General features: G+C 51.5%; 23 protein-coding genes, 2 tRNA genes and 1 pseudogene. 4 read left to right on the top strand and 22 right to left on the bottom strand.

Annotated elements, in window-relative coordinates:
- Positions 1 to 19: 19 nt before the first annotated feature.
- Positions 20 to 409 carry a hemerythrin domain-containing protein gene (locus tag BBW69_RS04430; protein WP_188210537.1) on the bottom strand — a complete coding sequence of 130 codons (390 nt, stop codon included), beginning with the start codon at positions 407 to 409 and terminating at the stop codon, positions 20 to 22.
- A 173-nt stretch (positions 410 to 582) separates the two neighbouring features.
- Between BBW69_RS04430 and BBW69_RS04425 the strand changes: the two genes are divergently transcribed.
- The gene (locus BBW69_RS04425) at positions 583 to 1,029 is read left to right on the top strand and encodes an Rrf2 family transcriptional regulator (RefSeq protein WP_107997111.1); all 447 of its coding nucleotides are present in this window, start codon (positions 583 to 585) and stop codon (positions 1,027 to 1,029) included.
- 162 nt (positions 1,030 to 1,191) lie between these two features.
- Here the strand turns inward: BBW69_RS04425 and BBW69_RS04420 are convergent, their stop codons facing one another.
- The 21 genes and pseudogenes from BBW69_RS04420 to mraZ form a co-directional block, all read right to left on the bottom strand.
- Positions 1,192 to 1,812: an L-threonylcarbamoyladenylate synthase gene (locus tag BBW69_RS04420; RefSeq protein WP_107860186.1), complete on the bottom strand. Its 621-nt coding sequence runs from the start codon at positions 1,810 to 1,812 to the stop codon at positions 1,192 to 1,194.
- Positions 1,813 to 1,910: 98 nt separating this feature from the next.
- Positions 1,911 to 3,221 (bottom strand): NCS2 family permease, encoded by a 1,311-nt coding sequence (locus BBW69_RS04415; protein WP_188210536.1) that lies wholly within the window; start codon positions 3,219 to 3,221, stop codon positions 1,911 to 1,913.
- 135 nt (positions 3,222 to 3,356) lie between these two features.
- Complete coding sequence (gene ftsZ, locus BBW69_RS04410) at positions 3,357 to 4,535, bottom strand: cell division protein FtsZ (RefSeq protein WP_003676708.1); 1,179 nt, start codon at positions 4,533 to 4,535, stop codon at positions 3,357 to 3,359.
- 122 nt (positions 4,536 to 4,657) lie between these two features.
- Positions 4,658 to 5,905: a cell division protein FtsA gene (gene ftsA / locus BBW69_RS04405; protein ID WP_111727326.1), complete on the bottom strand. Its 1,248-nt coding sequence runs from the start codon at positions 5,903 to 5,905 to the stop codon at positions 4,658 to 4,660.
- An 85-nt stretch (positions 5,906 to 5,990) separates the two neighbouring features.
- The gene (locus BBW69_RS04400; RefSeq protein WP_107960598.1) at positions 5,991 to 6,719 is read right to left on the bottom strand and encodes a cell division protein FtsQ/DivIB; all 729 of its coding nucleotides are present in this window, start codon (positions 6,717 to 6,719) and stop codon (positions 5,991 to 5,993) included.
- Complete coding sequence (locus BBW69_RS04395) at positions 6,709 to 7,623, bottom strand: D-alanine--D-alanine ligase (protein WP_039854349.1); 915 nt, start codon at positions 7,621 to 7,623, stop codon at positions 6,709 to 6,711. Before BBW69_RS04395 ends, BBW69_RS04400 begins: the two co-directional genes overlap by 11 nt.
- A 150-nt stretch (positions 7,624 to 7,773) precedes the next feature.
- Positions 7,774 to 9,180 carry a UDP-N-acetylmuramate--L-alanine ligase gene (murC, locus tag BBW69_RS04390; protein ID WP_188210535.1) on the bottom strand — a complete coding sequence of 469 codons (1,407 nt, stop codon included), beginning with the start codon at positions 9,178 to 9,180 and terminating at the stop codon, positions 7,774 to 7,776.
- 263 nt (positions 9,181 to 9,443) lie between these two features.
- Positions 9,444 to 10,271 (bottom strand): class I SAM-dependent methyltransferase, encoded by an 828-nt coding sequence (locus BBW69_RS04385; RefSeq protein ID WP_188210534.1) that lies wholly within the window; start codon positions 10,269 to 10,271, stop codon positions 9,444 to 9,446.
- A 134-nt stretch (positions 10,272 to 10,405) separates the two neighbouring features.
- Entirely contained in the window at positions 10,406 to 11,473 is a 1,068-nt protein-coding gene (gene murG, locus BBW69_RS04380; protein ID WP_188210533.1) for an undecaprenyldiphospho-muramoylpentapeptide beta-N-acetylglucosaminyltransferase, read from the bottom strand.
- A 3-nt stretch (positions 11,474 to 11,476) separates the two neighbouring features.
- On the bottom strand, positions 11,477 to 12,781 hold the full coding sequence (locus BBW69_RS04375; protein ID WP_188210532.1) for an FtsW/RodA/SpoVE family cell cycle protein: 1,305 nt from the start codon (positions 12,779 to 12,781) through the stop codon (positions 11,477 to 11,479).
- 143 nt (positions 12,782 to 12,924) lie between these two features.
- Entirely contained in the window at positions 12,925 to 14,262 is a 1,338-nt protein-coding gene (murD, locus tag BBW69_RS04370; protein ID WP_188210531.1) for a UDP-N-acetylmuramoyl-L-alanine--D-glutamate ligase, read from the bottom strand.
- Between the two features lie 86 nt (positions 14,263 to 14,348).
- The gene (locus BBW69_RS04365; RefSeq protein ID WP_188210530.1) at positions 14,349 to 15,161 is read right to left on the bottom strand and encodes a tetratricopeptide repeat protein; all 813 of its coding nucleotides are present in this window, start codon (positions 15,159 to 15,161) and stop codon (positions 14,349 to 14,351) included.
- Between the two features lie 13 nt (positions 15,162 to 15,174).
- Positions 15,175 to 15,282: pseudogene (locus BBW69_RS04360) on the bottom strand (IS5/IS1182 family transposase); the annotation flags it as partial.
- Positions 15,283 to 15,392: 110 nt separating this feature from the next.
- Complete coding sequence (gene mraY / locus BBW69_RS04355; RefSeq protein ID WP_188210529.1) at positions 15,393 to 16,475, bottom strand: phospho-N-acetylmuramoyl-pentapeptide-transferase; 1,083 nt, start codon at positions 16,473 to 16,475, stop codon at positions 15,393 to 15,395.
- Between the two features lie 93 nt (positions 16,476 to 16,568).
- The gene (locus BBW69_RS04350; RefSeq protein WP_042742360.1) at positions 16,569 to 16,745 is read right to left on the bottom strand and encodes a hypothetical protein; all 177 of its coding nucleotides are present in this window, start codon (positions 16,743 to 16,745) and stop codon (positions 16,569 to 16,571) included.
- A 2-nt stretch (positions 16,746 to 16,747) separates the two neighbouring features.
- A complete protein-coding gene (murF, locus tag BBW69_RS04345; RefSeq protein ID WP_188210528.1) occupies positions 16,748 to 18,106 on the bottom strand; it encodes a UDP-N-acetylmuramoyl-tripeptide--D-alanyl-D-alanine ligase in 1,359 nt (452 codons plus the stop codon).
- 63 nt (positions 18,107 to 18,169) lie between these two features.
- Positions 18,170 to 19,648 (bottom strand): UDP-N-acetylmuramoyl-L-alanyl-D-glutamate--2,6-diaminopimelate ligase, encoded by a 1,479-nt coding sequence (locus tag BBW69_RS04340; RefSeq protein ID WP_188210527.1) that lies wholly within the window; start codon positions 19,646 to 19,648, stop codon positions 18,170 to 18,172.
- Between the two features lie 24 nt (positions 19,649 to 19,672).
- The gene (locus tag BBW69_RS04335) at positions 19,673 to 21,421 is read right to left on the bottom strand and encodes a penicillin-binding protein 2 (protein ID WP_188210526.1); all 1,749 of its coding nucleotides are present in this window, start codon (positions 21,419 to 21,421) and stop codon (positions 19,673 to 19,675) included.
- Between the two features lie 66 nt (positions 21,422 to 21,487).
- Complete coding sequence (gene ftsL, locus BBW69_RS04330) at positions 21,488 to 21,751, bottom strand: cell division protein FtsL (RefSeq protein ID WP_003676740.1); 264 nt, start codon at positions 21,749 to 21,751, stop codon at positions 21,488 to 21,490.
- Positions 21,752 to 21,773: 22 nt separating this feature from the next.
- Positions 21,774 to 22,733 (bottom strand): 16S rRNA (cytosine(1402)-N(4))-methyltransferase RsmH, encoded by a 960-nt coding sequence (gene rsmH / locus BBW69_RS04325; RefSeq protein ID WP_188210525.1) that lies wholly within the window; start codon positions 22,731 to 22,733, stop codon positions 21,774 to 21,776.
- A complete protein-coding gene (gene mraZ, locus BBW69_RS04320) occupies positions 22,730 to 23,185 on the bottom strand; it encodes a division/cell wall cluster transcriptional repressor MraZ (RefSeq protein WP_003676745.1) in 456 nt (151 codons plus the stop codon). The genes rsmH and mraZ overlap by 4 nt, the downstream gene beginning before the upstream one ends.
- Positions 23,186 to 23,532: 347 nt before the next feature.
- Here mraZ and BBW69_RS04315 point away from each other — a divergent pair, with 347 nt between their 5' ends.
- From BBW69_RS04315 to BBW69_RS04305, 3 genes are all read left to right on the top strand, one after another.
- Entirely contained in the window at positions 23,533 to 24,681 is a 1,149-nt protein-coding gene (locus tag BBW69_RS04315) for a class I SAM-dependent methyltransferase (protein WP_167395557.1), read from the top strand.
- Between the two features lie 131 nt (positions 24,682 to 24,812).
- A tRNA-Met gene (locus BBW69_RS04310) sits at positions 24,813 to 24,889 on the top strand.
- A gap of 6 nt (positions 24,890 to 24,895) precedes the next feature.
- A tRNA-Ala gene (locus tag BBW69_RS04305) sits at positions 24,896 to 24,971 on the top strand.
- Positions 24,972 to 25,112 lie beyond the last annotated feature (141 nt).

Below are 25,112 nucleotides of genomic sequence, written 5' to 3'. Positions count from 1 at the left end.
TTATTCTTCATTAATATATTCACCCCTCCGAACCGGCAGGTTCAGACGGCAAAAAAGGTTCTACGGCAGGAAACAGTTCGCGTTCTTCAAACCGCGCATGATCGCGAAGCGTTACAGCAAAATCCGTGTTCCATACTTTGCTCCCGTATTCGGGTTCCGCCATCATCTGCCGCAGTTTGGCATGGTCCCTCTCGAAACGGGCTTTGAGCTCGGGGGCAATATTCTGCCAGACAGGGGCGAACATGGTTTCTTCTTCGCAAAAATGGACTTCCAGCTCGGCAAAATGGGGCTCGAGCTCGTTCCGGTGTTCCTCTTCCGGCGTACGCAGCAGGCGCACGCACAGGGAAAGCGAATGGTGATGCTCGCGCGAAAGTCCAATAAGTGCCGAATGTCGTTTCAACGGTTTCATGATTTTGAGTTACAATAATAAATTATCAAACGGCAGCCCGCCTGTTTCAGACGGCATACTACTGCGAACAGGCTGCATTCTACCGCCCTGACTGACAAAGTTTCAACCTTTAAGGTATTTTCTGTGAAACTTGGACAGCGACAATAAAAATAACGAACCATACTGAAAAAATCATGTATCTGACCCAACATACAGACTACGGTCTGCGCGTCCTCATCTATGCCGCCATCAATGACGATATGCTTGTCAATATCGGCACCATTGCCGAAACATACGGTATTTCCAAAAGTCATTTGATGAAGGTGGTTACTTCGCTGGTCAAAGGCGGTTTCTTACACAGCGTACGCGGGAAAGGCGGCGGCCTGAGGCTTGCCGCACCGCCCGACTGCATCAATATCGGTGCGGTCGTCCGTCATCTCGAACCGATGCAGTTGGTCGAATGCATGGGGCCGAACAATGAATGCCTGATTACACCGTCCTGCCGTCTGACAGGCATACTCGGCGGCGCGATAAAGTCGTTTTTTACCTATCTGGACGGCTTCACACTCCAAGACCTGCTCGACAAACCGACTTACGACTTGCTCTACGAGCCGAAAATCCCGATTGTGACGAAAAATTGAAGCTGCAAAAATGCCGTCCGAACCCGTTTTCAGACGGCATTTTATTTGATGTTTCAGACGGATATTCCGCCCGGGCATAATGTGTGCCGGCATTTTAGATTTCTGCCGGCAGCGGATATGATGCCGTCTGAACGGCTTATGCTTCAGACGGCATCTGTTGTCCTACAAACCGAACACTGCCGTATCGCCGCAACCTTGGCGCACCAATTCCGTACCGTCGGTCATGTCGATGACGGTAGTCGGATCGGTTCCGCACCAGCCGCCGTCAATCACCAAATCGACGGCATGCTCCAAACGGTCGCGTATTTCATAAGGGTCGGTCAGCGGCTCGCCGTCTTCGGGCAGCATCAGGGTGCAGCTTAAAAGCGGTTCGCCCAACTCCTCCAGCAGGGCTTGTGCAATGGCATTATCGGGAATACGCAGCCCGATGGTTTTGCGTTTCGGGTGCAGGGTGCGCGCCGGCACATCCTTCGTCGCCTGTAAAATAAAAGTATAAGGCCCGGGTGTAGCGGCTTTAAGCTGACGAAACTGTACGTTGTCGATTTTGGCATATGAACCCAACTCGCTCAAATCGGCACAGACCAGTGTCAGATGGTGTTTCTGATCGATTTTGCGGATGGAGAGTATGCGTTCCATCGCCGCCTTATCGCCGAGTTTGCAACCCAAGGCGTAACACGAATCGGTCGGATAAACCACCACGCCGCCTTGATTGATGATTTCGACTGCCTGCTTGATGAGGCGTTCTTGGGGATTGTCGGGATGAACGGCGAAAAACTGTGCCATAGTTTGTGTCCTTATCGTCATGTTTTCCGTATTGTACGCCCAAAATCCAAACAAAATGCCGTCTGAAAATTTCAGACGGCATTTGATGCTTCCAACTATCAACCCAAATACCAGAATTTCAGTGCCCACAATACGGCAACAATCCATACCATAGGCGGAACATCCCCGGTTCGGCGGCACAAAAGTTTGACTACAGCATAACTGATGAAACCGAAAGCAATGCCGTCTGCAATCGAATAAGTAAACGGCATGAAAACAATGGTCAGGAACGCAGGTGCGGCTTCCGTCATATCGTCCCAATCAATATCCCGGGCACTGCGGAGCATTTGCGTACCAACATAAAGCAGGGCGGGTGCGGTGGCAAATGCCGGAACACTTTTCGCCAACGGAGAAAACATCAGGCAGGCGAGCATCAATACGCCGACGGTAACCGCCGTCAGGCCTGTCCGGCCTCCTGCCGATACGCCCGCCGCACTTTCCACATAGGGCGTCGTCGAAGAAGTACCCAAAGCCGCACCCGCCACAATAGCGGTTGAATCGGCCAACAGTGCGCGCTTCAGACGCGGCAGCTTACCGTTCACCAGAAGTCCGGCACGATGCGATACACCGACCAGTGTTCCGGTACTGTCAAACAGGTCAACCAGGAAAAAGACGAAAATCACGCTGACCATGCTGACGGTAAACAACCCTTTAAAATCCATCTGCATAAAAGTCGGCGCAATGCTCGGCATTTCACCTATTACCCCGTGGAATTCATTCAAACCCATCAGGCTGGCGATAACGGTAATGGTCAAGATGGTAATGATGATTGCACCTTGAATGCGGAAGTATCCCAAAACAACCACCATAGCAAAACCGAACAGTGCCAACAACGCAGACGGTTGATGAATATCGCCCAAACCGACCAAGGTTGCCGGATTGGCAACGATAATACCTGCGCCTTTTAGGGAAATCAGTGCCAAAAACAAACCGATACCGGCAGCAATCGACATTTTTAAACCCATAGGCAAAGCATTGACCAACATTTCCCTGATTTTGAAAAAGCTAAACAGGATGAAAATCAAACCTGAAATAAATACCGCACCCAAAGCCACCTGCCAAGGCACACCCATACCTTTAACGACCGCAAAGGTAAAATACGCGTTCAAACCCATACCCGGGGCAAGCGCAATCGGATAGTTGCCGATAAAACCCATGACAAAACAGCCGATGGCGGATGCAATACAGGTAGCGACGAATACCGCCCCCATATCCATTCCGGTCTCGCCCAAAATCAGGGGATTGACGATAACGATGTAGCACATCGTCAAAAAGGTCGTCAAACCCGCCATCAACTCGGTACGTACCGTCGTACCGTTTGCCTTCAGGTTAAAAACCCTATCCAGCAATGTTTGTTTTGAAATATCCATATCTAGCAGTCCGTTTCAAGTAAAAAATCTGAGCCCGCACACCGCAAACCGCACAGGATTCGGCATATTGAAAAATATACCTCCCAAATCGGGAAAACCGGTTCGGGAGGCAATAGGTTTACGGCAAATGGCACATTATTTGTCTGAATTGTGTTGACGACGCAAAATTGCAGGGATTTCAAAATCGTCAAGGACAGACTGATTATCGAAATCCGCAGCCGTCAGGTTCATGGTACGGATGCCGCGATTAGTGCGAATCATACCTTCTACATTGTAGCTTTGCGCCTGTTTGGATGAGGAAACCGATTCAGTTTCTCTGACCGGAGCGGCTTCAACCGCACCTTTTTCTTTCAAGCCGGTTGCGATAATGGTAATCCGGATTGCATCTTCACTCATGGTTTCGTCTTCTGCAGCACCGAATTTGCATTCCAAATCAGGATGCGCGCTTTGGTTGACGATTTTCATAACCTCGGACAGCTCGGACATTTTCAGACAACCGGGGGCGGTCGTAATATTGACAAGCACGCCGCGCGCACCGTCCAACGTCACATCATCCAACAACGGGCTGGAAATGGCCTGATCGGTTGCCATGCGGGCACGGTCGATACCTTGGGCATAACCCGAACCCATCATGGCGATACCGCGATTACTCATCACGGTTTTCACATCTGCAAAATCGAGGTTGATGATTTCGCTCGGACAAGTAACCACTTCGGAAATGCCGGCAACGGCATCACGCAATACATTGTCAGCGGCACGGAAGGCTTCGCGCATGGTTACGTCTTCGCCTAAAGCCGTCATCAATTTGTCGTTCGGGATAATAATCAGCGAATCGACGTGTTCTTTCAACTGTTCCAGACCTGCCTGTGCGACATGGACGCGCTTACCTTCATATGCGAACGGTCGGGTAACCACAGCAACCGTCAAGATACCCAGCGACTTGGCGATTTCGGCAACAACCGGAGCCGAACCGGTACCGGTACCGCCGCCCATGCCGGTCGTAATAAAGAGCATGTTTGCACCGCGAATGGCTTCTTCAATGGCTTCCCTATCCTCTTGGGCGGCTGCGCGGCCAATATCAGGATTGGCACCCGCACCCAAACCGCGTGTCAGATTCGTACCCAATTGGATTCTCTTCGCCGCATGGTTTTTTGCCAAAGACTGCGCATCCGTATTGGCACTGATAAACTCCACACCGCGCACATTGTTGGCAACCATGTTATTGATTGCATTGCAACCGCCGCCGCCCAATCCGATTACTTTAATCACCGCAGGGCTGACTGCCGATTCTGCCACGTCGTAAACAAATTCCATTCAAAAACTCCTGCTCGCCCATTCAGAGGACGGTTGAAAATAAATTATTATTTATTATTATATAAGAAGTACCTTGTTACTTGCAAAATACTTCTTACCCTGTCAAACGGCAACCTGTCTGTTTAGAGATTGTTTTCAAACCACCTCTTCAACCTTGCCCACAAACCACTGCCGGCTTCTTCTTTGTCTTGCACTATTCCGCCTTGCTGCTGCACATGGATACCTTCCAAACTACGTGCCGCCTGAAGCAGTCCGATGACAGTAGAGTAGCGCGGCGTACGGACGCGCTCGGAAACGCCGCCCATCTCCTGAGGTATGCCGATACGTACGGGCAGTTCGAATACTTCTTCGGCAAGTTCTTCAATACCGGACAGCATGGACGTACCACCGGTCAATACTATTCCGGAAGTCAGTACTTCTTTCGGGAAACCCGATTTACGCAATTCGCTAGCCACTACCTCCAAAATTTCCCGTATACGTTCCCTGATAACGATTGCCAGAACCTTACGGGAAACCTGACGCGGCTTCCTGTCGCCCACACTGGGAACTTCGATCATTTCATCCAGCCCTTCCATCTCCGGAGAGACTACACCGTAATGGATTTTGATATATTCGGCAGCATCATGCGGCGTTCTCAAAGCCTGGGACAGATCTTTGGTAATCAAATCGCCGGCCACCGGAATGACGGATGTATGCCGAATTGCGCCATTGGTATAAACAGCTATATCTGTTGTGCCTCCGCCGATATCGATGACGCATACACCAAGGTCTTTTTCATCCTCAGTCAATACGGCCTGACCGCTTGCCAGCGGCTGCAACATCACTTCATCCACCTTTAGGCCGCAGCGCTCAATACATTTTTGGATATTTTGCACGGCTGTGCTTGCACCGGTGATGATATGTACCCGCGTATCCAACCGGACACCGCTCATCCCGATAGGTTCCCTCACACCCAATTGTGTATCAATGATGTAGTCCTGAACGACGGCATGCAGGATTTTATGATCGGGAGGAATATTGACTGCCTTTGCAGTTTCGATAGCACGGTCAATGTCTGCCTGCGTGACTTCACCGTCTTTAATTTTGACCACGCCTTGCGAATTAAGACTGCGGATGTGGTTGCCCGCAATACCTGTGGTAACATGAGTAATCTTGGTATCCGCCATCAGCTCGGCTTCATTGACCGCCTGCCTGATGGCTTGAACGGTGGCATCTATATTGGTAACCATGCCTGCACGCAAGCCGCGGGAAACCGACTGTCCCAAACCGACGATGTGGATTTCGTTGTCATCCTGGACTTCACCGATCAGCGCCAAGACTTTCGATGTGCCGATATCCAATACGCTGATATATCTTTTCTGTTGTTCCATTGTTCATGTGCTCTTAAGACTAATTGAAATTTGTGCCTCACCGTTTTCAGACGGCACGACTATAATCTTTCTAGTACCTGCTTCACTATTCTTCAGATTCTTTTTCAGGCAAACCGTCGGAGTCATAACGGACTGAAAATCCGTCTTTATACCTCATATCCACATAGGATAACCGATTTTTATTTTTACGCAACAAATGCTGCCACGCCTCGGTAAAAAGCCGGAGACGTTTTATATCGTTTTCCCGACCGAGCCTGACAGTGATATTGTTGTCCAACACAATAATCCACGCCGAACGCGCCGTATAGGTTATTTCTTTGATACCCAAACCCTGCTTTGCCAAAATTGCCGAAAATTCGCCGTAACGGCGGAGTATATCGGCAGACGTTCCTTCCACGCCTCTAAATACCGGCATACCCGGTCTGTTTAGACGAGCCTTAAAAACATTACCCTCGCTATCCACTAAGGCACTGTCTCCCCAATGCGCAACCGGCTTACGTTCTGTCAAAACAATCTCAACCGTATCAGGGAACCTGCGGCGCACCATGGCAGAAGCAATCCACGGATATCGGCGGTAGGCCTCCTGTACCCCGTTGATATCCGCCCTCAATATATTTCCATGAATATATTTTTTTGCCAAAACGCCCAGTTCTTTTTGATTGGAATAAACCAAATCACCCTTTAATGATACCTGCTTAACAGGAAGATAATTTGAATTATAAAACCAAACGAATCCCGACAAAGCCAGCAACACCGCCACAATAACAAGCAGCCAGCGCGTCAGCCGTCCCATTGCTTCAGCATTATCCCACATGTGCGGTCTTCAGAATTTCAATGCATAAATCGGCAAAATCCACGCCTGTCCGGGCGGCGGATTTCGGTACTAAACTGTGGCTCGTCATGCCGGGCAACGTATTGATTTCCAATAGGTACAGCTTACCGTCGGTATCTCTGAGGAAATCGACACGCACGCAGCCTTCTGCCCCGATTGCCTGCGCCCCGCGAACTGCCAACGCGCGCATCAGGTTTTCTTCAGCCTCGCTCAAGTCTTCGGACGGACATTGATAAACAGTGTCGTCGCGGTTGTATTTGGCTTCGTAGTCATAAAACTCGGTCGCGGGGATGATGTGTATGCTGGGCAGGCCTTTGCCGTTCAACACAGGGCAGGAATATTCGCCGCCGCCGATAAATCGCTCGGCAATGATTTCGCCTTGAAGGTGTTTCAATTCTTCGTACACGCTTTTCAGACGGCCTTTTTCTTTGACTTTCACCACGCCGACGCTGCTGCCTTCGGCTGCCGGTTTAACGAACATGGGCAAGCCGAGTTGCTGTTCGACGGCATCGAAATCAGAGTCTTCATGTAAAACGGCAAACTCGGGAACAGGCAGCCCCAAGGCTTGCCAAATCAGTTTGCAGCGATATTTGTCCATACCGATGGCGGAAGCGGCGACACCGCTGCCGGTATAAGGAATGCCCAACAATTCCAACGCACCCTGAACGGCACCGTCTTCGCCGTAGGTACCGTGGAGGATATTGAAAGCAGTTTGGAAACCTTGGTTTTTCAATTCCGCCAAGGGCGTTTCTTTAGGGTCGAAGGCGTGCGCATCTATGCCTTTGCTTTTTAAGGCATTCAAAATGGCGGCACCGCTATCCAGCGAGATTTCGCGTTCGCTGGAAAAGCCACCCATCAATACGGCTACTTTGCCAAAATTCTGCATTGTTTTTGTTCTTTCTTGATTGCTTTTTTGTTTGATACAGGTCGTCTGAAAACAAATCGGGTTTTCAGACGACCTTAATCTCGTTTGCCCTACCTGATAAAACATCGCTTCATTGGGCAGCTATCGCGGCATCACGATAAAAGTTGCGCCTCAGGTTTTCGACAACTCCAACATCGCGGCAGGTACACGGTTGATGCTGCCTGCGCCCATGTTCAACACGACGTCGCCATCCTGTAAAACGTTCAACAGCATTTCAGGCAAGTCGGCAACGTTTTCGCAGTAAATCGGCTCAAGTTTGCCCAATACGCGGATGGCGCGGGCAAGGGCGCGGGAATCGGCCGCGGCAATCGGCTCTTCACCGGCGGCATAAACTTCGGTCAACACCAGCGCATCAACAGTATTGAGGACTTTGGTAAAGTCTTCAAACAAATCACGTGTACGGGTATAGCGGTGCGGCTGAAAGGCCAATACCAAACGTTTTTCCGGATACGCGCCGCGTGCAGCGGAAAGGGTTGCCGCCATTTCGACAGGATGGTGGCCATAATCATCTACCAGCAAAGCAGTTCCGCCGTTTGGCAATTTAATGTCGCCATATTTTTGAAAGCGGCGGCCAACACCTTCAAAGCCGAGCAAGCCTTTTTGGATCGCTTCAACCGATGCGCCGACTTCCAGCGCAACACCGATGGCTGCCAAGGCATTGAGGACGTTGTGGCGGCCGGGCATATTCAAAACAACCTCAAACGGCTCTTGCTCATGTCCTTTCATTTGCACATGAACGATAAATTTCATTTGCGCGCCAACACTTTCAATGTCGGTCGCGTAAATATCGGCGGTATCGTCCAAGCCGTAAGTGGCGTAAGGTTTGCTCACTTTGGGCAAAATCGCGCGGACGTGTTCGCTGTCGATACACAAAAACGCTTTGCCGTAGAACGGCATACGGTGGATAAAATCAACAAACGCCTGATGCAGTTTTTCGACGCTGTGTCCGTAGGTATCCATGTGGTCTTCGTCGATATTGGTGACGACGGACATAATCGGGGTCAGATGCAGGAAGGACGCATCGGACTCGTCGGCTTCGGCGACGATGTATTCGCCTTTACCCAAACGGGCGTTGGTACCTGCGGCATTGAGTTTGCCGCCGATAACGAAAGTGGGGTCGAGTCCTGCCGCGCCGAGGATGGAAGCGGTCAGGCTGGTGGTCGTGGTTTTGCCGTGCGTACCGGCGATGGCGATGCCGTCACGGAAGCGCATCAACTCCGCCAGCATCAGGGCACGGGGAATGACGGGGATTTGTTGCGCCAGCGCAGCGACAACTTCGGGATTTTCTTTTTTGACGGCGGTAGAGGTAACGACAACATCCGCACCGTTAACGTGTTCTGCGGTATGGCCGGGATAAACTTGAATGCCCAGGCTGCTCAAATGCTCGGTAGCGGCATTTCGCGCCTGATCCGAACCGGAAACTTTAAAGCCCAAATTGTGCAAGACTTCGGCGATACCGCTCATGCCGACGCCGCCGATACCGACAAAATGGATGTTAGTAACTCGATTTTTCATCATGATGTTGCGTTCCGGTGGATTTCGATGCGTAAAGGCGTTATTTTAAAGGGCTATCCGCTTCTACGCCATAGTTTTCTTGTAAATTACAGATGTTTCGGCATACAGGATTTCATATCGATGGCAATATAGTTAAAAATAAGGCTGCACCCAGCGGCAAACCCTGCTTTCCTGCACATTTTCAAACTCGATTTCATATACCGAAACACCCGAAAAAACAAAATATAAGGCCGTCTGAAACTGGTTTCCAGACGACCTCGCGCTTCTCAACTTGACGGCATCTGTATCCTCATCAAGCGCATATCCAATTTGCGCCGTCCCCACGCGGTCGCATACACAAGGCGTAAGAGCCACGGATAACACGGTTTGCAGACGCTGCTCAAGCCCGCTTCTTCGATGATTTCCACACCCGGCATCAGGCGTCGGATGTCGTCCGTGCCGCTTATCGCCCAGCGGAACTCGGGCGGCTTGTCCATTTTGCCGAGCGCGTCGTGGCGTTTGCTTTGTCCGGCAAGAGCTTGGGGTATGGTGTCAAAGGCAAGCTGGGCTTGCGGCAGACGGCGGGCAACCTGTTTGAAAAAGTTCTGCACCTGCGCCTCTTCAAAATACATCAACACGCCTTCGATCACGAGCAACACGGGTTTTCCGTGCGCGACGATGGTGTTCATCCACGTTTCGTCGAACATGGACGCACCCAGATAATGATTGTCCGACTCGGGCAGCAGCATACGCCGCACTTCAATCACTTCCGGCAAATCCAAATCATACCAAGCGGTAATGCGCGGCCTGCCCAAACGTTCGTAACGCGCATCCAGCCCCGCGCCGATTTGTACGACGACAGCATCGGGATGTTCGGCGATAAAGTGCCGGGTCATATCATCCAACAGCTTCGCCCGCCCGCAGCAACCGACCTGTGATGCTTTGGCTTTGGCAAACCTGCCGAAGTCGTAGTCAATCTTGTCCAACATCCGCACGGCTTCGTCATCGCGCAAAAGCGGCTGTGCCCTACCCTGCTCTACGGCCTTTGCCCACAGGGGAATCAGCATGGTACTGGACAGTGCAGAAACGGTTTCGGGAGAGATTTTTGCAGACATGGCAACATCCAATGAGAGAAATTCCTATTTACATCATACTCCCGCACAATACGGCTGCCAAGTTGCAAAAAGGCCGTCTGAAACCGGTTTCGTTGTTTTCAGACGGCATCTGTTTCGTTTATCGCATCATGTCATCATGCCGTACACTCGATAGCGGCTTCCGCCACGTCGTCCGCACTGTGCGGCAGCGCCAACGTACGGGCGTTTTCTGCCCATTTGAGGCATTTCTCGCGGTTTAAGCCGCCGAGAATCTCGGCGAGTTTTTCCGCTGTCAACTGACTTTGCGGCAACAGCAATCCCGCCTCCGCCTGCACCATAAAACGCGCGTTGGCGGTTTGATGGTCATCAACGGCGTGAGGATACGGCACTAACAACGCGCCCAACCCTGCCGCAGTCAACTCGGCAATCGTCAGCGCGCCGGCACGGCAAATCACCAAATCGGCATCACGGTAGGCGGACACCATGTCGGTAATAAATTCCACGCATTCCGCTTGCACGCCCAGCACGTCGTAATCCGCCTGCAAGCTGCCCAGCTTACCCCGGCCTGACTGGTGATACATCTGCGGACGCGCATTGTCGGGCAGCAAAGCCAATGCCTGCGGTACGGTTTTGTTCAACACATCCGCACCCAAACTGCCGCCGACCACCAAAATTTTCAAACGGCCTTCACGCCCTTGGAAGCGTTCGGCAGGCACGGGCAGGTTGGCAATATCGGCGCGGACGGGATTGCCGACCAAACCGCCTTCATGGCTGAACGCTTTCGGGAAAGCGTACAACACCCGTTTTGCCCAGCGCGACAGGTGGCGGTTGGACAAACCGGCCACGGCGTTTTGTTCGTGAATCACAATCGGCACGCCCAATAGCTTCGCCGCCAAACCGCCGGGGAAGGTAACGAAGCCACCGAACCCGATGACGCACTCGACACGGTGTTTGCGGATAATCCGCTGCGCTTCGCGGACGGTTTGATACAAAGTAAACGGCAACATCAGCTTGCGTTTGATGCCGTTGCCGCGAACGCCTTTAATCGCCAGCGTTTCAAGCGGAATATCGTATTGCGGCACGATACGCTCTTCCATCGAATCCTTACTGCCCAGCCAAATCACATGATGGCCGCGCGCGCGCAACGAATCCGCCACCGCCAGCGCAGGGAAAATATGACCGCCGGTACCGCCCGCCATCAGCATGAAGGTTTTACCGCCCATGATTTACTCCTCTTGGTAACCGCGCATTTTCCGGCGGTTTTCATAATCGATGCGCAACAGCAGCATAATACTGACAAACATTACCGCCACTGCCGAACCGCCGTAAGAAATCAGCGGCAGCGTCAGACCTTTGGTCGGCAACGCGCCGATATTCACGCCGATATTGAAGAAACTTTGGATACCGATCCAAATACCTATACCCGAAGCGATATAGGCATTGAAGGTCAACCCCAAATCACGCGCCTGTTTGCCGATGGAAAACGCGCGTATGACCAGCCAACCGTAACAGAACACCAGCACACACATACCGAAGAAACCGAATTCTTCGGCAATAATGGCGAAAATAAAATCGGTATGCGCCTCCGGCAGAAACCCGCGTTTGCTCAAACTTGCCCCCAAACCCATACCGAACCAGTCGCCGCGCCCGATCGCCATCAGCGACTGGGTAAGCTGATAGCCTGTGTTCTGTTTGTCCTGCCAAGGGTCGAGAAAGGTCAGCACCCGTTGCATACGGTAAGGGGCGGCGGCAATCATCAGCGCCATCCCGGTCAAAACACTGCCCACCAGAATGAAAAAATATTTCCACGGCAAACCCGCAAGGAACAGCAATCCGACAGTAATGACGGTAATCACGACAAACGAACCGAAATCCGGCTGGAACATCACCAGCGTCAAGCCGAAGGCCACCAGCATGATAGGCAGGATAATCGACCGGAAGCGGTTATACATTTCTTTGGTTTCTCGGCGCGCCTGAGGATTGGTGAAAGACATCGCCAGATTGGCCGTCCCCCGCCAAATCGACCGCCAGCCGAGGTGTTCCATACTGCGCAACACTTCTTCGCGGCGGGTAAACAGGCTGGACAGATACAAGATGACCGCCAACTTGAATAACTCGGTCGGTTGGAAATTGACTATTACCAAGGGAATCCAACGTTTCGCACCATTGACTTCATTGCCGACAAGCAGCACGGCGACCAACGACATAAGCGAACCGGCGAATATCCAGGGCACAAGCCGACGCCACGTTTTCATCTTAAAAAGACTAAGTAAACTACATATGCAGGCAAAGAAAGCGACAAATGCCGCCTGTTTGCCGACATAGCTGAATTGGCTGCCGCCTTCGCGTACCGCCGAATCCACCGAAGCCGAATAAATCATCAGCAGGCTGAATACCGTCATCAACACCAACATCCACAAAAGCGGCGTGTCGAATTTCCTGCCGTCGCGCACAATCTGTCTGTCGAGCAGCACGGTGTGGATACCGCTCCCCACCTTTACCAATATGTCCGAAATCTTCAAAAAAACCACCTGTCATTCTGTTTGCATCTGCCGCGAAGGGCAAAAATTTCAGACGGCAGATAATGCCGTCCGAACATGCGATACATCCCCAATCAATATTCTAAATCTTTACTTCCCGCCCAACAATGACGGCGTTTGCATTTCAGACGGCATCACAAAGCCTTAAATGCTTCGATAAACACTTCCGAACGGTGCGCGTAGCCTTTAAACATATCAAAGCTCGCGCAGGCGGGGCTGAGCAACACGATATCGCCCGCTTCGGCTTGGGCATATGCCGTCTGAACGGCTTCTTCCAAAGTGGCGCAGTCGGTCATATTCAGACCGCAGCCGTCCAAATCGCGGCGGATTTGCGGAGCATCGACACCAATCAAGAACACACCTTTTGCCTTGCCGGCAAGCGCGTCGCGCAGGGGCGTGAAGTCCTGCCCTTTGCTCATGCCGCCCAAAATCACGAAGAGCGGATTTTGCAAACCGGCAATCGCGGCGGCTGTCGCGCCGACATTCGTGCCTTTGCTGTCGTCGATGAACACTACGCCGTTTTTCTCGCCGACTTTTTCCACGCGGTGCGGCAGGCCTTGGAAGGTTTTAACGTGTTCGAGCAATTCATTTCGCGGCAAACCGATAGCCTCACATAAAGCCACGGCAGCCATGACGTTGGCGGCGTTGTGCAAGCCTTGCAGCGGGATGTCCTGCGTGGCAATCAAATCTTCATCGCCTTGTTTCAGACGACCCGTTTCGCGCTCCAACCAAAAATCGGCTTCGTGTTCCAACGAAAACCATTTCACCTCGCGCCCGGCGCGCTTCATGGCGCGGCAGAACACGTCGTCTGAATTTAAAACCTGCACGCCACCGCCACGGAAAATCTTATCCTTGGTATGCGCGTAGTCGAGCAAGTCGTCGTAGCGGTCAAGATGGTCTTCGGAGATGTTCAGTACCGTCGCCGCAGTCGGGCGCAGGCTTTCGGTGTTTTCCAGTTGGAAACTGGAAAGCTCCAACACCCACACGTCCGCCTTTTTGCCTTCGCGCTGCAATTCCGCCTCCAAAACCGGCGTGCCGATATTGCCCGCGATAACGGTATCCAGCCCGCACTTGATGCAGAGATAACCGACCAGGCTCGTTACCGTGGTTTTGCCGTTGCTGCCGGTAATCGCAATCACCTTGTCGCCGCGGCGGTTCATAATATCCGCCAGCAATTCAATGTCGCCCAACACACGTCCGCCGTTTTGCTTGAACGCCTCAATATCCGGCTGACGCTCGCTGATGCCGGGACTGAGCGCCAGAATATCGAAACCATTGTCCAGCGCATCTTTCAGACGGCCTGTGTAAAACACCAGCCCGTCAAACATCTTACCGATTTGCGACACGCGCTCCGGTTTCAGCTCCGCATCATAAGCGGCAACCTCCGCGCCGTTTTTGCGCAGATAGGCAATCATGGAAATACCCGTACCACCAAGCCCGGCGACGAGGATTTTTTTGTTTTGGAAAGTCATTTTGGTTTTGTCCTAAAACAAATCATATTGTTCAGGGGGGATGTCCGCTCCTGCTCAAGCCGCTTTCAGACGGCATCGCGAGCTGTTCAATAACCCGCCTTCAGGCGTTGGTAATTGTCGCAGCCTTTTTGGTATCCGTTTTGACACGCCTTGCCAAGCCATTCTTGAGCGAGCGCAAGGTCTTGGCGCACGCCGTGCCCTTTGTAATACATTATGCCCAAATAAAATTGGGCTTCGTCAACCCCTTGTTCTGCCGCATTGCGAAACCACTGCACTGCCTGTTTATAATCCTGACGAACTCCTTCGCCTTTGTAATACATCTCACCCAAATTATTTTGGGCTTCTGCCTTCCCTTGCTCCGCAGCCCTACGATACCACTGCACTGCCTGTGCATAGTCTTGACGGACGCCATGCCCGTTAGCATACATCAGACCCAAATTATTTTGGGCATCGGCATACCCTTGCTCTGCAGCCCTACGATACCACTGTACTGCCTGTGCATCGTCTTGACGGACGCCTTCGCCTTCGTAATACATCACACCCAAACCGAATTGGGCAGTGGCAACCCCTTGTTCTGCAGCCTTGCGAAACCACTGCGCTGCCTGTGCATCGTCTTGACGGACGCCTTGCCCGTTAGCATACATCAGACCCAAATTGAATTGGGCTTGGGCAATCCCTTGTTCTGCTGCCTTGCGATACCACTGCGCTGCCTGTGCATCGTCTTGACGGACTCCTTGCCCTTGTGCATACATTGCACCCAAATAAAATTGGGCTCCAGCATCCCCTTGTTCTGCAGCTTGAAGCCTTTCCCGAAAATCCGATACGTCATCCGCCCACACCGCTTGGTTCAAGCCCAAGGCAATCAGGGCGGCGGCAAGCCATTTGACTGTCTGTTTCATGGTTTCTCTCCTATAGTGGATTAAATTTAAACCAGTACGGCGTTGCCTCGCCTTGCCGTACTATCTGTACTGTCTGCGGCTTCGTCGCCTTGTCCTGATTTAAATTTAATCCACTATATTTCGGTGAGGGGCGGTTTTTCAGCCGCCGTTAACGATAAGACGGGACAGATTGCCGCCGCAGGTTTATTGCGCGTTCAAATGCCGTCTGAAAGGTGTTCAGACGGCATAGGTTCAGCGGATTTTGAGGGTACTCAAGCCGATTAACACCAAGACGATGGTGATAATCCAAAAGCGGACGACAACTTGGGTTTCTTTCCAGCCTTTTTGTTCGTAGTGGTGGTGGATGGGCGCCATCAGGAAGATGCGTTTTTTGGTTTTCTTATACCAGCCGACCTGAAGCATAACGGATACGGCTTCGACGACAAATAATCCGCCCATAATGACGAGGACGAACTCTTGGCGGACGATGACGGCGACGGTACCGAGTGCCGCACCCAATGCCAATGCGCCGACATCGCCCATGAAGACTTGCGCGGGATAGGCGTTAAACCACAAAAAGCCGAGACACGCGCCACACATGGCGGTACAGAAAATCACCACTTCGTTTGCGCCGGCAACGTAAGGCAATTGCAGGTATTGGGCAAATTGGGAGTGGCCGCTGGCGTAGGCGAAAATGGCGAGACCGGCGGCAACGAGAACAACGGGGAAGGCGGCCAGGCCGTCCAAGCCGTCGGTAAGGTTGACGGCGTTGGATGTGCCGACGATGGTGAGATAAGACAATACCAAAAAGCCTGCCACGCCCAACGGCAGGGCGATTTGTTTGAAGAACGGGACAATCAAAATATTGTTGGCGGAATTGGCGGCAAGGTAAAACAATGCCAAGCCGGCGATAATGGCAACGCTTGACTGCCACACCATTTTAAATTTGGCAGACACGCCGTTAGGGTCTTTATAAACCACTTTGCGCCAGTCGTCGTAAAAACCGAGTGCACCGGTGGCAAGCAGTACGCCCAAGAGAATCCAGATATACGGGTTCGCCCAGTTGCCCCACAACAGGGTGGACACGGTAATGGCGGTCAGAATCAGCGAACCGCCCATCGTCGGCGTACCGTTTTTGACGAGGTGGGTTTGCGGGCCGTCGGTACGCACTGCCTGTCCGCATTTGAGCGCGGTCAGCCTGCGTATCGTCCACGGACCGAACATCAGGGAAAACGCCAAGGCGGTCAACGCCGCCATGACGGCGCGGAATGTGGTGTATTGAAAAATATTCAGGCCGGTTAACCAGTTGCTGAAATGTGCGAGCCATAAAAACATGGGGCTTCCTTTTTTTGTTTTTGTCGTTACATGGGCTTGCGCCCGTTTAAGGTTGGCTTGCCGCCCGGCAAGGTTTCGGACGGCTTTTGCAGATTAACGTGCAGGGACTTTCTCAATCACGCAAATCGGATAACCCCCGGGATTTTTGCCGCCGCCCAAGTCTAAACATAAATCTTCATAAAGATACGCCTGCGTCCGCATTCCGGCATAAAACGCGCCGACCAGCGCGGCAATCAGCAATAAGGCTTTAAAAAAACGTCGGCTTTTCATTTTCACTTATCCTCCAATGCCTCGACCACTTCTTCCATCTGCATAAAGCGCGAACCTTTCACCAACACGGTGGCGCGTTCGGGCAAATCGTGGCTCAACACTTGAATCAACGGGTCTTTGGCGGCAAACCACAAACCGTCCGCACCAAATTTTTCCGCCGCTTCGACACTGTTGTCGCCGACAAAATAAGCCGCTTCGATGCCTTGGTCGCGGGCGTACGCGCCGACTTCGGCGTGCATGGCGGCGGCCTCGTCCTCGCCCAGTTCGCCCATATCGCCCATTACGAAAATACGCGGCGCAGGCATACGCGCCAACACGTCAATTGCTGCCTTCATGCTGTCGGGGTTCGCATTATAAGTATCGTCAATCAGGGTTGCGCCCTTGATGCCGACTTTGACGTTCAGACGGCCTTTGATGTTGCTGAAGCCTTTCAAACCTTCCGCCACATCGTTCAAACTCAAACCCGCAGCCAAAGACAGCGCGGCGGCAGCGGCGGCGTTGTGGACATTGTGGCGGCCGGGAACAGGCAGCATCACGGCTGCGCGCTCGTCGCCGCACACCAAATCAAATTCGCACGACAAAGGTTTCAGCACGATGTTTTCCGCGTGGACATCGCCGCTATCGACGCCGAAAGTGCGCGTATTCAAATTAAGCGTTGCCGTTTTGAAAACAGCCATATTGGCATCTTCTTGAGGAATCAGTGCAATGCCGTCTGAACATAAGCCTTGATAAATCTCGCTTTTCGCTTTGGCAATATCGCCCACTCCGTCAAAACCGCAGCCGACATGAGCGCGCAGGGCGTTGTTGACCAATGCGGCATCAGGTTTGGCGATTTGCGTTAAAACCGCCAGTTCGCCGAAATGGTTCATGCCCATTTCGATGACGGCATAGCGGTGTTTTTCGTTTAATTTCAACAAAGTCAGCGGCAGACCGATATGGTTGTTGAAGTTGCCTGCCGTCGCCAACACGGCATCATCGCCGAAACGGCGGCGCAATACCGCAGCTAGCATCTCCTTCACCGTCGTCTTTCCGCCCGAACCGGTAATGCCGAACACAAACGGGTTCACATTTTCACGCCAGGCCTTTGCCAGTGTTTGCAATGCGGCAAGCGTGTCATCAACTTTCAACGCACCATCCATTGCAACGCAGTCTTCGCGCGAAACCACAACCACCGCCGCACCAGCAGCCAATACGTCTTCAACAAAATCATGCGCATCAAACCGCCCGCCCGCCAATGCGAAGAACACATCGCCTACGCGGATGTCGCGGCTGTCGGTTACGATGCGCGACACGGATTTGTTTTCAGACGGCATCGGAAGGTTGAGGGCTTGGCAGATGAAATGTAAATCTAGTGGTTTCATGATTTCTTCCGTTTGTTTTTCAGATGGTTTTAATTAAGACCGCCTGAGTATTTTTGATATGGCCTATCCCAGCTCTGCCAATGCTTTTTCTGCGATTTCAAAATCAGAGAAATGGTGCTTCACGCCTTGTACATCCTGATAGTTTTCATGCCCTTTACCGGCAATCAGAATGATGTCGTTTGCGGCGGCGCGTTCGACTGCATAACGGATGGCGGCGGCACGGTCGGCTTCGACGCATTCGGGCGCGGACACGGCGGGCAGGATGTCGTTGATGATGTCGTGCGGATTTTCCAAACGCGGGTTGTCGCTGGTTACGACGACTTTATCCGCGCCCTGTACGGCTGCTGCACCCATCAGCGGACGTTTGCCGCGGTCGCGGTTGCCTCCGCAGCCGAATACGCACCACAAAGCCGCGCCCTGCGGTTTGATTTCCTGCAAGGTGGAGAGTGCTTTTTCCAATGCGTCGGGCGTGTGGGCGTAATCGACAACGACCAAGGGCTTGCCGCTGTTCATGATGCAGTCCATGCGACCTGAGGCGGGACGGATTTTTGCCAGCACATCCAATACTTTATCAAGCGGATAACCGTTGGCACAAAGCAAGGCGATGCAGGCGGCGAGGTTTTGCGCGTTGAACCGTCCGAGCAGGCGGGTGCGGCAGCGGCCTTCACCCCACGGGGTTTGGAATACGGCTTCCATGCCGTCTGAAGAAGCGGTGAAATGAACAATACGGATGTCGGCGTGTTCGCTGAAGCCGTAGCTGTAAACGGCCAAATCAGGGCAGTCTTTTTTCAGACGGCATGCAAGTTCTGCGCCGTATTCATCATCTACGTTGATGATGGCGTGTTTCAAGCCGTGCCAGTAAAACAGGCGCGACTTGATGGCACCGTAGGCTTCCATCGTGCCGTGGTAGTCGAGGTGGTCTCGGGTGAGGTTGGTAAAGATTGCGCTGCGGAATGGCACGCCGTTGACACGCGATTGGTCAAGGCCGTGGCTGGAGACTTCCATCGCGGCGGCTGTTGCGCCTTGTTGACGGAAACGGTAGAGCAGGGTTTGGACATCGACGGGGGCGGGGGTGGTGTGCGTGGTTTCTTCCAATGCGCCCCAAAAGCCGTTGCCGACCGTGCCGATAATGGCGGTTTTTTCGCCCAACAAATCGGCGGCTTGCGCCAGCCATTGTGTGATGGAGGTTTTGCCGTTGGTGCCGGTTACGCCCCAGACTTTGAGGCCGTCTGAAACGTTGCCGTACACTTGCGCCGCCAACATGCCGGCACGGTGTTTCAAATCTTTGATGCCTTGATTGGGGACTTTCCATTCGGGATTCCACGCAAATTTGCCGTCGTCGTCCCAAAAAACAAAAGCCGCACCGTTGGCAATGGCAGCGGGGATATAACTGCGGCCGTCTGAATATTCGCCCTGACAGGCAACGAAAATATCACCTTGTTTGATTTGACGGCTGTCTGAATGCAACAAACGCCCTGCTGCGTTTGCACACAGCAGAGGCGGAAAGTTGGTTTCAGCTAAAGGGGTTAACTTGCTGAACATAAAATAATCTCGTTGATACTCGGATTAAGACGGTGTTTTGACGGCTGCAACATTGGTCAGGGGTTTGGTCGGAGAAACGCCCAAGATATTCAGGCTGCCGCCCATGACTTGTTTGAAGACCGGACCTGCCACCACACCGCCGTAGTAACCGTTTGCAGTCGGTTCGTCGATGGTTACCGCTACAATCACACGGGGATTTTTGGCAGGAGCAAAACCGATGAAAGTCGCGACGTGTTTGTTATCAACGTAACGTCCGTTGACCAACTTACGCGCCGTACCGGTTTTCGCGCCAACATCGAAACCATCTACCGCACCTGCTGTACCTGTACCGCCGGGCTCGGTTACAGAAACCATCAACTCACGCACCTGACGTGCGGTCGATGCTTTAAATATGCGTTTGCCTTGCGGCGCAACTGCCTGCTTCTCAAAGCTGACCGGCAACAAAACACCATCATGTGTCAACACGGTATAGGCACGCGCCAATTGCAGCAGGCTCAACTGCAGACCATAACCGAAAGACATAGTTGCCTGTTCGATAGGCCGCCATTTCTGCCAATTGCGCAACACGCCCGCACTTTCTCCCGGAAAACCGGAATGCATACGCACACCGATACCCAACTCATGATACAAATCATACATTTCTTTCGAACTGAATCGTGCAGACAGTTTGCTTGTACCGACATTGGAAGATTTCTGCATGATACCGCGCACATCCAAAGAAGGATAAACATGGGTATCGCGCACCTGAGCCGGACCAATTTTATAAGGCTGCGTATTCAACCTCTCGTTCAAATTGGTTTTATCCGCATCCAGTGCTTTCGCAATGACAAACGGCTTTATCGCCGAACCAGGCTCGATCATGTCGGTAACGGCACGGTTACGCCTCTGTTCGCTGTCTGCCTGACCGGGTTTGTTGGGCTCATAGGCAGGCGTATTGACCAAGGCAAGGATTTCCCCAGTACGGGCATCCAACACCACCACCGTTCCGGCTTTTGCCTGATGGTATTCGACCGCCTTATTCAACTCTTCATAAGCCAAAGTCTGAATCCTCTGATCCAGAGAAAGAATAATGTCTTTGCCGTTTTGCGGGGCTTTATTACGCGGAGAATCCAAACTGTCCACAATATTGCCTTCCCGATCCCGCAATACGACTTCCGCACCTTCTTCAGCATGCAAACTGTCTTCAAGTGAAAGTTCCAAACCTTCCTGACCTTTGCCGTCAATATCGGTAAATCCGATGACATGTGCAAAAAGGTTGCCCATCGGGTAATGGCGTTTTAATTCTTTTTGAAATGCAAAATGTTTCAAACCTAAGGCTTCCACCTCTTCGGCAAGCTTGTGGTCGAGCTGACGCTTGATCCAGATAAACGATTTGTTTTTCTGATCAAGTTTGCTCCTTAAAACATCGACCGGAACATCGATAAGCTCGGAAAGATGTTCCAATTGCGCCGCAGTCGGCATCTCCTCCATATCTTTGGGAACGGCATACAGAGATTCTGTAGGTGCACTCAATGCCAAAACCGCACCGTTCCTGTCCTCAATCGTACCGCGTGTGGCCGGCAACACCTGAGTCCGTACAATCTGGTTATCACCCTGATCTTTTAAGAAGTTATACGTTACTGTTTGAAGATACAAGCCACGAACTATCAAACCGGCAAACAAAACCGCCATCGCCAGCAAGACGAAACTAATCCGCCCGTCACTGGTCAACGGTTTTTTAACCTGCTCTTCCTTAGAAAGCATCCGGGGCTTATATTCGCTCTTAATCAACATGTTACTTCTCGTTATTTTATGTTACCGCCCTGCTGCCGGAACCTGATTCCGGCAGACAGGTTACTTCTATTTTTGATGTTCCACCATAAAGGTATTACCTGAAACCGGCGGACGAAGATTTTGTTTTTCTGCCGCCGACCTAATCGCTTCATGATTCGCCAACCGCGCCTGTTGCAGCCTTAGTTGCGCATAGTTCTGCTCCAAAGCGATTTCCTGCTTTTTCGCCTTATACAAAGCTGTAAAGTTAAGCCTGTACTGGTTTTGCTGAATCACTACGGAAAAAGCCGAAATACAAACCGCAATCAGAAGAAGAAAATTCAATTTATTCATTGTTATTCAGATGTTTTCTCTGTTATCGTCCCGGTATCGGGCCGGCAGTCCGTTCCGCCACACGCAAAACCGCACTTCTCGCCCTCGGATTGGCAACCGTCTCTTCCTCGCAGGGCTTAACGGCCTTACCTACAGCCTTCAGGGGCGGCTCTGGCAAATCAGCTTCCCTTACTGCAGCCCAACGCGGCAAGGGTGCGTGTTGGGAATATTTCCTGACAAACTGCTTCACAATCCGATCTTCCAAAGAATGGAACGCGATAACTGCCAAGCGCCCCCCCTCTTTAAGACGGCACATCACCTGCGGCAATACCGCCTCTACCTCTTCGAGCTCACGGTTAATAAAGATGCGGACCGCCTGGAAGGTACGTGTTGCAGGATCTTGCCCCCGCTCACGAGTACGGACGTTTTCCGCCGCAATCTTCGCCAACTTGCCGGTTGTATCAATGGGATTTTCTGCCCGTTGTGCAACAATGGCTCGCGCAATCTGACGGCTAAACCGCTCTTCACCATAATTCTTAATCACCTCGTGCAAATCCTGCTCCGATGCCGATGCAATCCACTCGGCCGCCGACATCCCGCGCGTCGTATCCATGCGCATATCTAGGGGAGCGTCGAAACGGAAACTGAAACCGCGAACCGCATCATCGATTTGCGGGGACGAAACACCCAAATCAAATAATGCGCCATCCACATCACCAATACCCAAATCATCCAATGCCGTCTGAAAAGAAGCAAAGCCTCCATGCACGACACTGACCCGCTTATCCGAACGCGCCAGTTCTTCTGCTACGGCAATCGCCTGGGGATCCTTATCAAATACAATCAACCGGCCTGTATCACCCAGACGGGACAAAATCAGCCGGGAATGCCCTCCCCTGCCGAACGTACCGTCCACATAGACACCATCCTCGCGCACGGCAAGCGCATCTACAGCCTCATGCAGCAAAACCGTAATATGCCGGTAATTTTCTGTTTCACTCACAATTGCAAATCCGTCTGACTCAACTGGAAGGCAAGTTCGCCAGGATCGTCGTCCAAAGCCTGAACCATTTCGGCCTCCCACTGCTCACGACCCCAAAGCTCCAAACGGTTGGCCCGCCCGACCAGAACAACTTCGCGGTCAAAAACCACCCTCTTCCTCAGCCCGGCAGGAACCAATACCCGACCGGCACTATCCCATTCCAAAATTTCCGCGTTATGCAGCAAAAGATTTTGAAACCGTCGTAAAACAGGGTTATCCGCCACTTTTAAGTTCAAAAGTTGCGCCGCGACCTTTTCCCACTCTGCAACAGGATACATCAACAGCTTATGCTTCGACTCAAGCGTTACTACCACGGCAGGCGTATAGAGGCGCGACAGAATATCGCGGAATTTGGCAGGAACCGCCAACCGCCCTTTACTGTCGATACTCAATTCATGTGCGCCGCCGAACATAAATGTCCCAAGTTGAAGTTAAAATTAAATAAGGGCAAAGAAGACACTTTGACCCACATTCTCCCACTAATCGACACTATAAGAAATTTTAAACACTCGGTCAAATCAAGACAGAAAACTTCATTAACATATCTGAAATTTCAAGCTCCTTTAAAAACAATAAGATAAAAAACACAGATAACAAGAAGTTGTATGCAGCATAGAGTACCCAAAAAATAAATTACTATATAATAGTAATTTAATAAATTAACTACAACATATAGTATTAAAATAAAACCATGACAGTAACCGTACCAACGTGTACTATGTACGGAAATTCAATAAATTTACACAAGATAACACTTATCATGACCCTCCCCATGCCCTCCCCCGCCGCGCAACAATCCTCAGCCAACCTTCAAACCCTCCTTGCCGAAGAAATCAAAAAGTATGGAAATTGGATTCCATTTTCACGTTTTATGGAACTGGTTTTATATGCCCCGCAATACGGCTATTACACCGGAGGCAGCCATAAAATCGGTAACGACGGGGATTTTATTACCGCCCCGACCCTTACCCCCCTGTTTGCCCGAACACTGGCGCGCCAACTTCAAGAACTCCTACCCCAAACCGCAGGCAATATCTATGAATTCGGTGCAGGGACCGGTCAACTCGCCGCCGATTTGTTAAACAACCTTTCAAACAGCATTAACCGTTACTACATTATTGAAATATCGCCGGAACTGGCTGCTCGCCAGAAAGACCTGATTCAGACCCTCGCACCTCAAGCCGCCCAAAAAATTGTCCACTTATCTGCACTTCCGGAAACATTTGACGGCATCATTATCGGTAACGAAGTACTCGATGCCATGCCTGTCGAAATCATCCGTAAAGATGAAGGAGGCTCATTCGAGCATGTCGGCGTTTGCCTGGAGAATGACCGTTTTACCTATTCGGCACGACCGCTGCACGACTTGCAGCTATCTGCCTTGGCTTCCCTCTACTTCCCAAAAATAAGTCCCCCCTACACCAGCGAACTACATCCGCAACAATATGCCTTCATCCGCACCCTTGCCTCAAGACTCGAACACGGCTGCATGATATTCATCGACTACGGTTTTGATGCAGCGCAGTATTACCATCCTCAACGCAATCAAGGTACTCTGATCGGACACTACCGACATCACGTTATCCACAATCCTTTTGACTTTATCGGATTGGCCGACCTGACCGCACATGTCAACTTTACCGACATTGCACAAGCAGGGACGGATGCCGGATTAGATTTGATAGGTTACCTTCCCCAATCCCATTTCTTATTGAACCTGGGCATTACCGAGCTGTTGGCGCAGACAGGTCAACCGGATTCGGCGGCCTATATCCGTGAAGCTGCCGCTGTTCAAAAACTAATCGACCAACATGAAATGGGAGAGTTGTTTAAAGTCATCGCATTCGGTAAAAATATCAATATTGATTGGACAGGATTTTGTTTCGGCGACATCTGCCACAAACTCTAATCCTCATGCTGTCTTAACCATTTTCAGACGGCATAAAATTTTTAATATTTAAAAACAGGGCACTAATTTAAAATTAGAAAATACGGCTTGTCAAAAAAACAAAAAAACATATAATAGCGACTTCACGAAACGGCGAATTAGCTCAGTCGGTTAGAGCAGAGGAATCATAATCCTTGTGTCCGGGGTTCGAATCCCTGATTCGCCACCATATTTCGGGGGTATAGCTCAGTTGGTAGAGCGCTTGCATGGCATGCAAGAGGTCAGCGGTTCGATCCCGCTTACCTCCACCAAATAAAAAAGCACACACCATAAAAGGTATGTGCTTTTTTATTTTCAATTCTAGATAAACCAACAAATAGGCTTCAATAGAAAGTATTTTCTTTCAAACTCTGAAACAAATCAGAATATTGACCAATATAACATCATCTTTC

This window comes from Neisseria sp. RH3002v2f, assembly GCF_014596375.1.
GTDB classification, from domain to species: Bacteria; Pseudomonadota; Gammaproteobacteria; order Burkholderiales; family Neisseriaceae; genus Neisseria; species Neisseria cinerea.
Note: the sequence above shows the minus strand (reverse complement) of the source record. Positions and strands in the feature narration are given on the sequence as shown.

What these genes read in the sequence shown, in the direction of transcription:
- BBW69_RS04430 (WP_188210537.1), bottom strand. Translation starts at nt 409, where the DNA reads ATGAAACCGTTGAAACGACATTCGGCACTTATTGGACTTTCGCGCGAG.
- BBW69_RS04425 (WP_107997111.1), top strand. Translation starts at nt 583, where the DNA reads ATGTATCTGACCCAACATACAGACTACGGTCTGCGCGTCCTCATCTAT.
- BBW69_RS04420 (WP_107860186.1), bottom strand. Translation starts at nt 1,812, where the DNA reads ATGGCACAGTTTTTCGCCGTTCATCCCGACAATCCCCAAGAACGCCTC.
- BBW69_RS04415 (WP_188210536.1), bottom strand. Translation starts at nt 3,221, where the DNA reads ATGGATATTTCAAAACAAACATTGCTGGATAGGGTTTTTAACCTGAAG.
- ftsZ (WP_003676708.1), bottom strand. Translation starts at nt 4,535, where the DNA reads ATGGAATTTGTTTACGACGTGGCAGAATCGGCAGTCAGCCCTGCGGTG.
- ftsA (WP_111727326.1), bottom strand. Translation starts at nt 5,905, where the DNA reads ATGGAACAACAGAAAAGATATATCAGCGTATTGGATATCGGCACATCG.
- BBW69_RS04400 (WP_107960598.1), bottom strand. Translation starts at nt 6,719, where the DNA reads ATGTGGGATAATGCTGAAGCAATGGGACGGCTGACGCGCTGGCTGCTT.
- BBW69_RS04395 (WP_039854349.1), bottom strand. Translation starts at nt 7,623, where the DNA reads ATGCAGAATTTTGGCAAAGTAGCCGTATTGATGGGTGGCTTTTCCAGC.
- murC (WP_188210535.1), bottom strand. Translation starts at nt 9,180, where the DNA reads ATGATGAAAAATCGAGTTACTAACATCCATTTTGTCGGTATCGGCGGC.
- BBW69_RS04385 (WP_188210534.1), bottom strand. Translation starts at nt 10,271, where the DNA reads ATGTCTGCAAAAATCTCTCCCGAAACCGTTTCTGCACTGTCCAGTACC.
- murG (WP_188210533.1), bottom strand. Translation starts at nt 11,473, where the DNA reads ATGGGCGGTAAAACCTTCATGCTGATGGCGGGCGGTACCGGCGGTCAT.
- murD (WP_188210531.1), bottom strand. Translation starts at nt 14,262, where the DNA reads ATGACTTTCCAAAACAAAAAAATCCTCGTCGCCGGGCTTGGTGGTACG.
- BBW69_RS04365 (WP_188210530.1), bottom strand. Translation starts at nt 15,161, where the DNA reads ATGAAACAGACAGTCAAATGGCTTGCCGCCGCCCTGATTGCCTTGGGC.
- mraY (WP_188210529.1), bottom strand. Translation starts at nt 16,475, where the DNA reads ATGTTTTTATGGCTCGCACATTTCAGCAACTGGTTAACCGGCCTGAAT.
- BBW69_RS04350 (WP_042742360.1), bottom strand. Translation starts at nt 16,745, where the DNA reads ATGAAAAGCCGACGTTTTTTTAAAGCCTTATTGCTGATTGCCGCGCTG.
- murF (WP_188210528.1), bottom strand. Translation starts at nt 18,106, where the DNA reads ATGAAACCACTAGATTTACATTTCATCTGCCAAGCCCTCAACCTTCCG.
- BBW69_RS04340 (WP_188210527.1), bottom strand. Translation starts at nt 19,648, where the DNA reads ATGTTCAGCAAGTTAACCCCTTTAGCTGAAACCAACTTTCCGCCTCTG.
- BBW69_RS04335 (WP_188210526.1), bottom strand. Translation starts at nt 21,421, where the DNA reads ATGTTGATTAAGAGCGAATATAAGCCCCGGATGCTTTCTAAGGAAGAG.
- ftsL (WP_003676740.1), bottom strand. Translation starts at nt 21,751, where the DNA reads ATGAATAAATTGAATTTTCTTCTTCTGATTGCGGTTTGTATTTCGGCT.
- mraZ (WP_003676745.1), bottom strand. Translation starts at nt 23,185, where the DNA reads ATGTTCGGCGGCGCACATGAATTGAGTATCGACAGTAAAGGGCGGTTG.
- BBW69_RS04315 (WP_167395557.1), top strand. Translation starts at nt 23,533, where the DNA reads ATGACCCTCCCCATGCCCTCCCCCGCCGCGCAACAATCCTCAGCCAAC.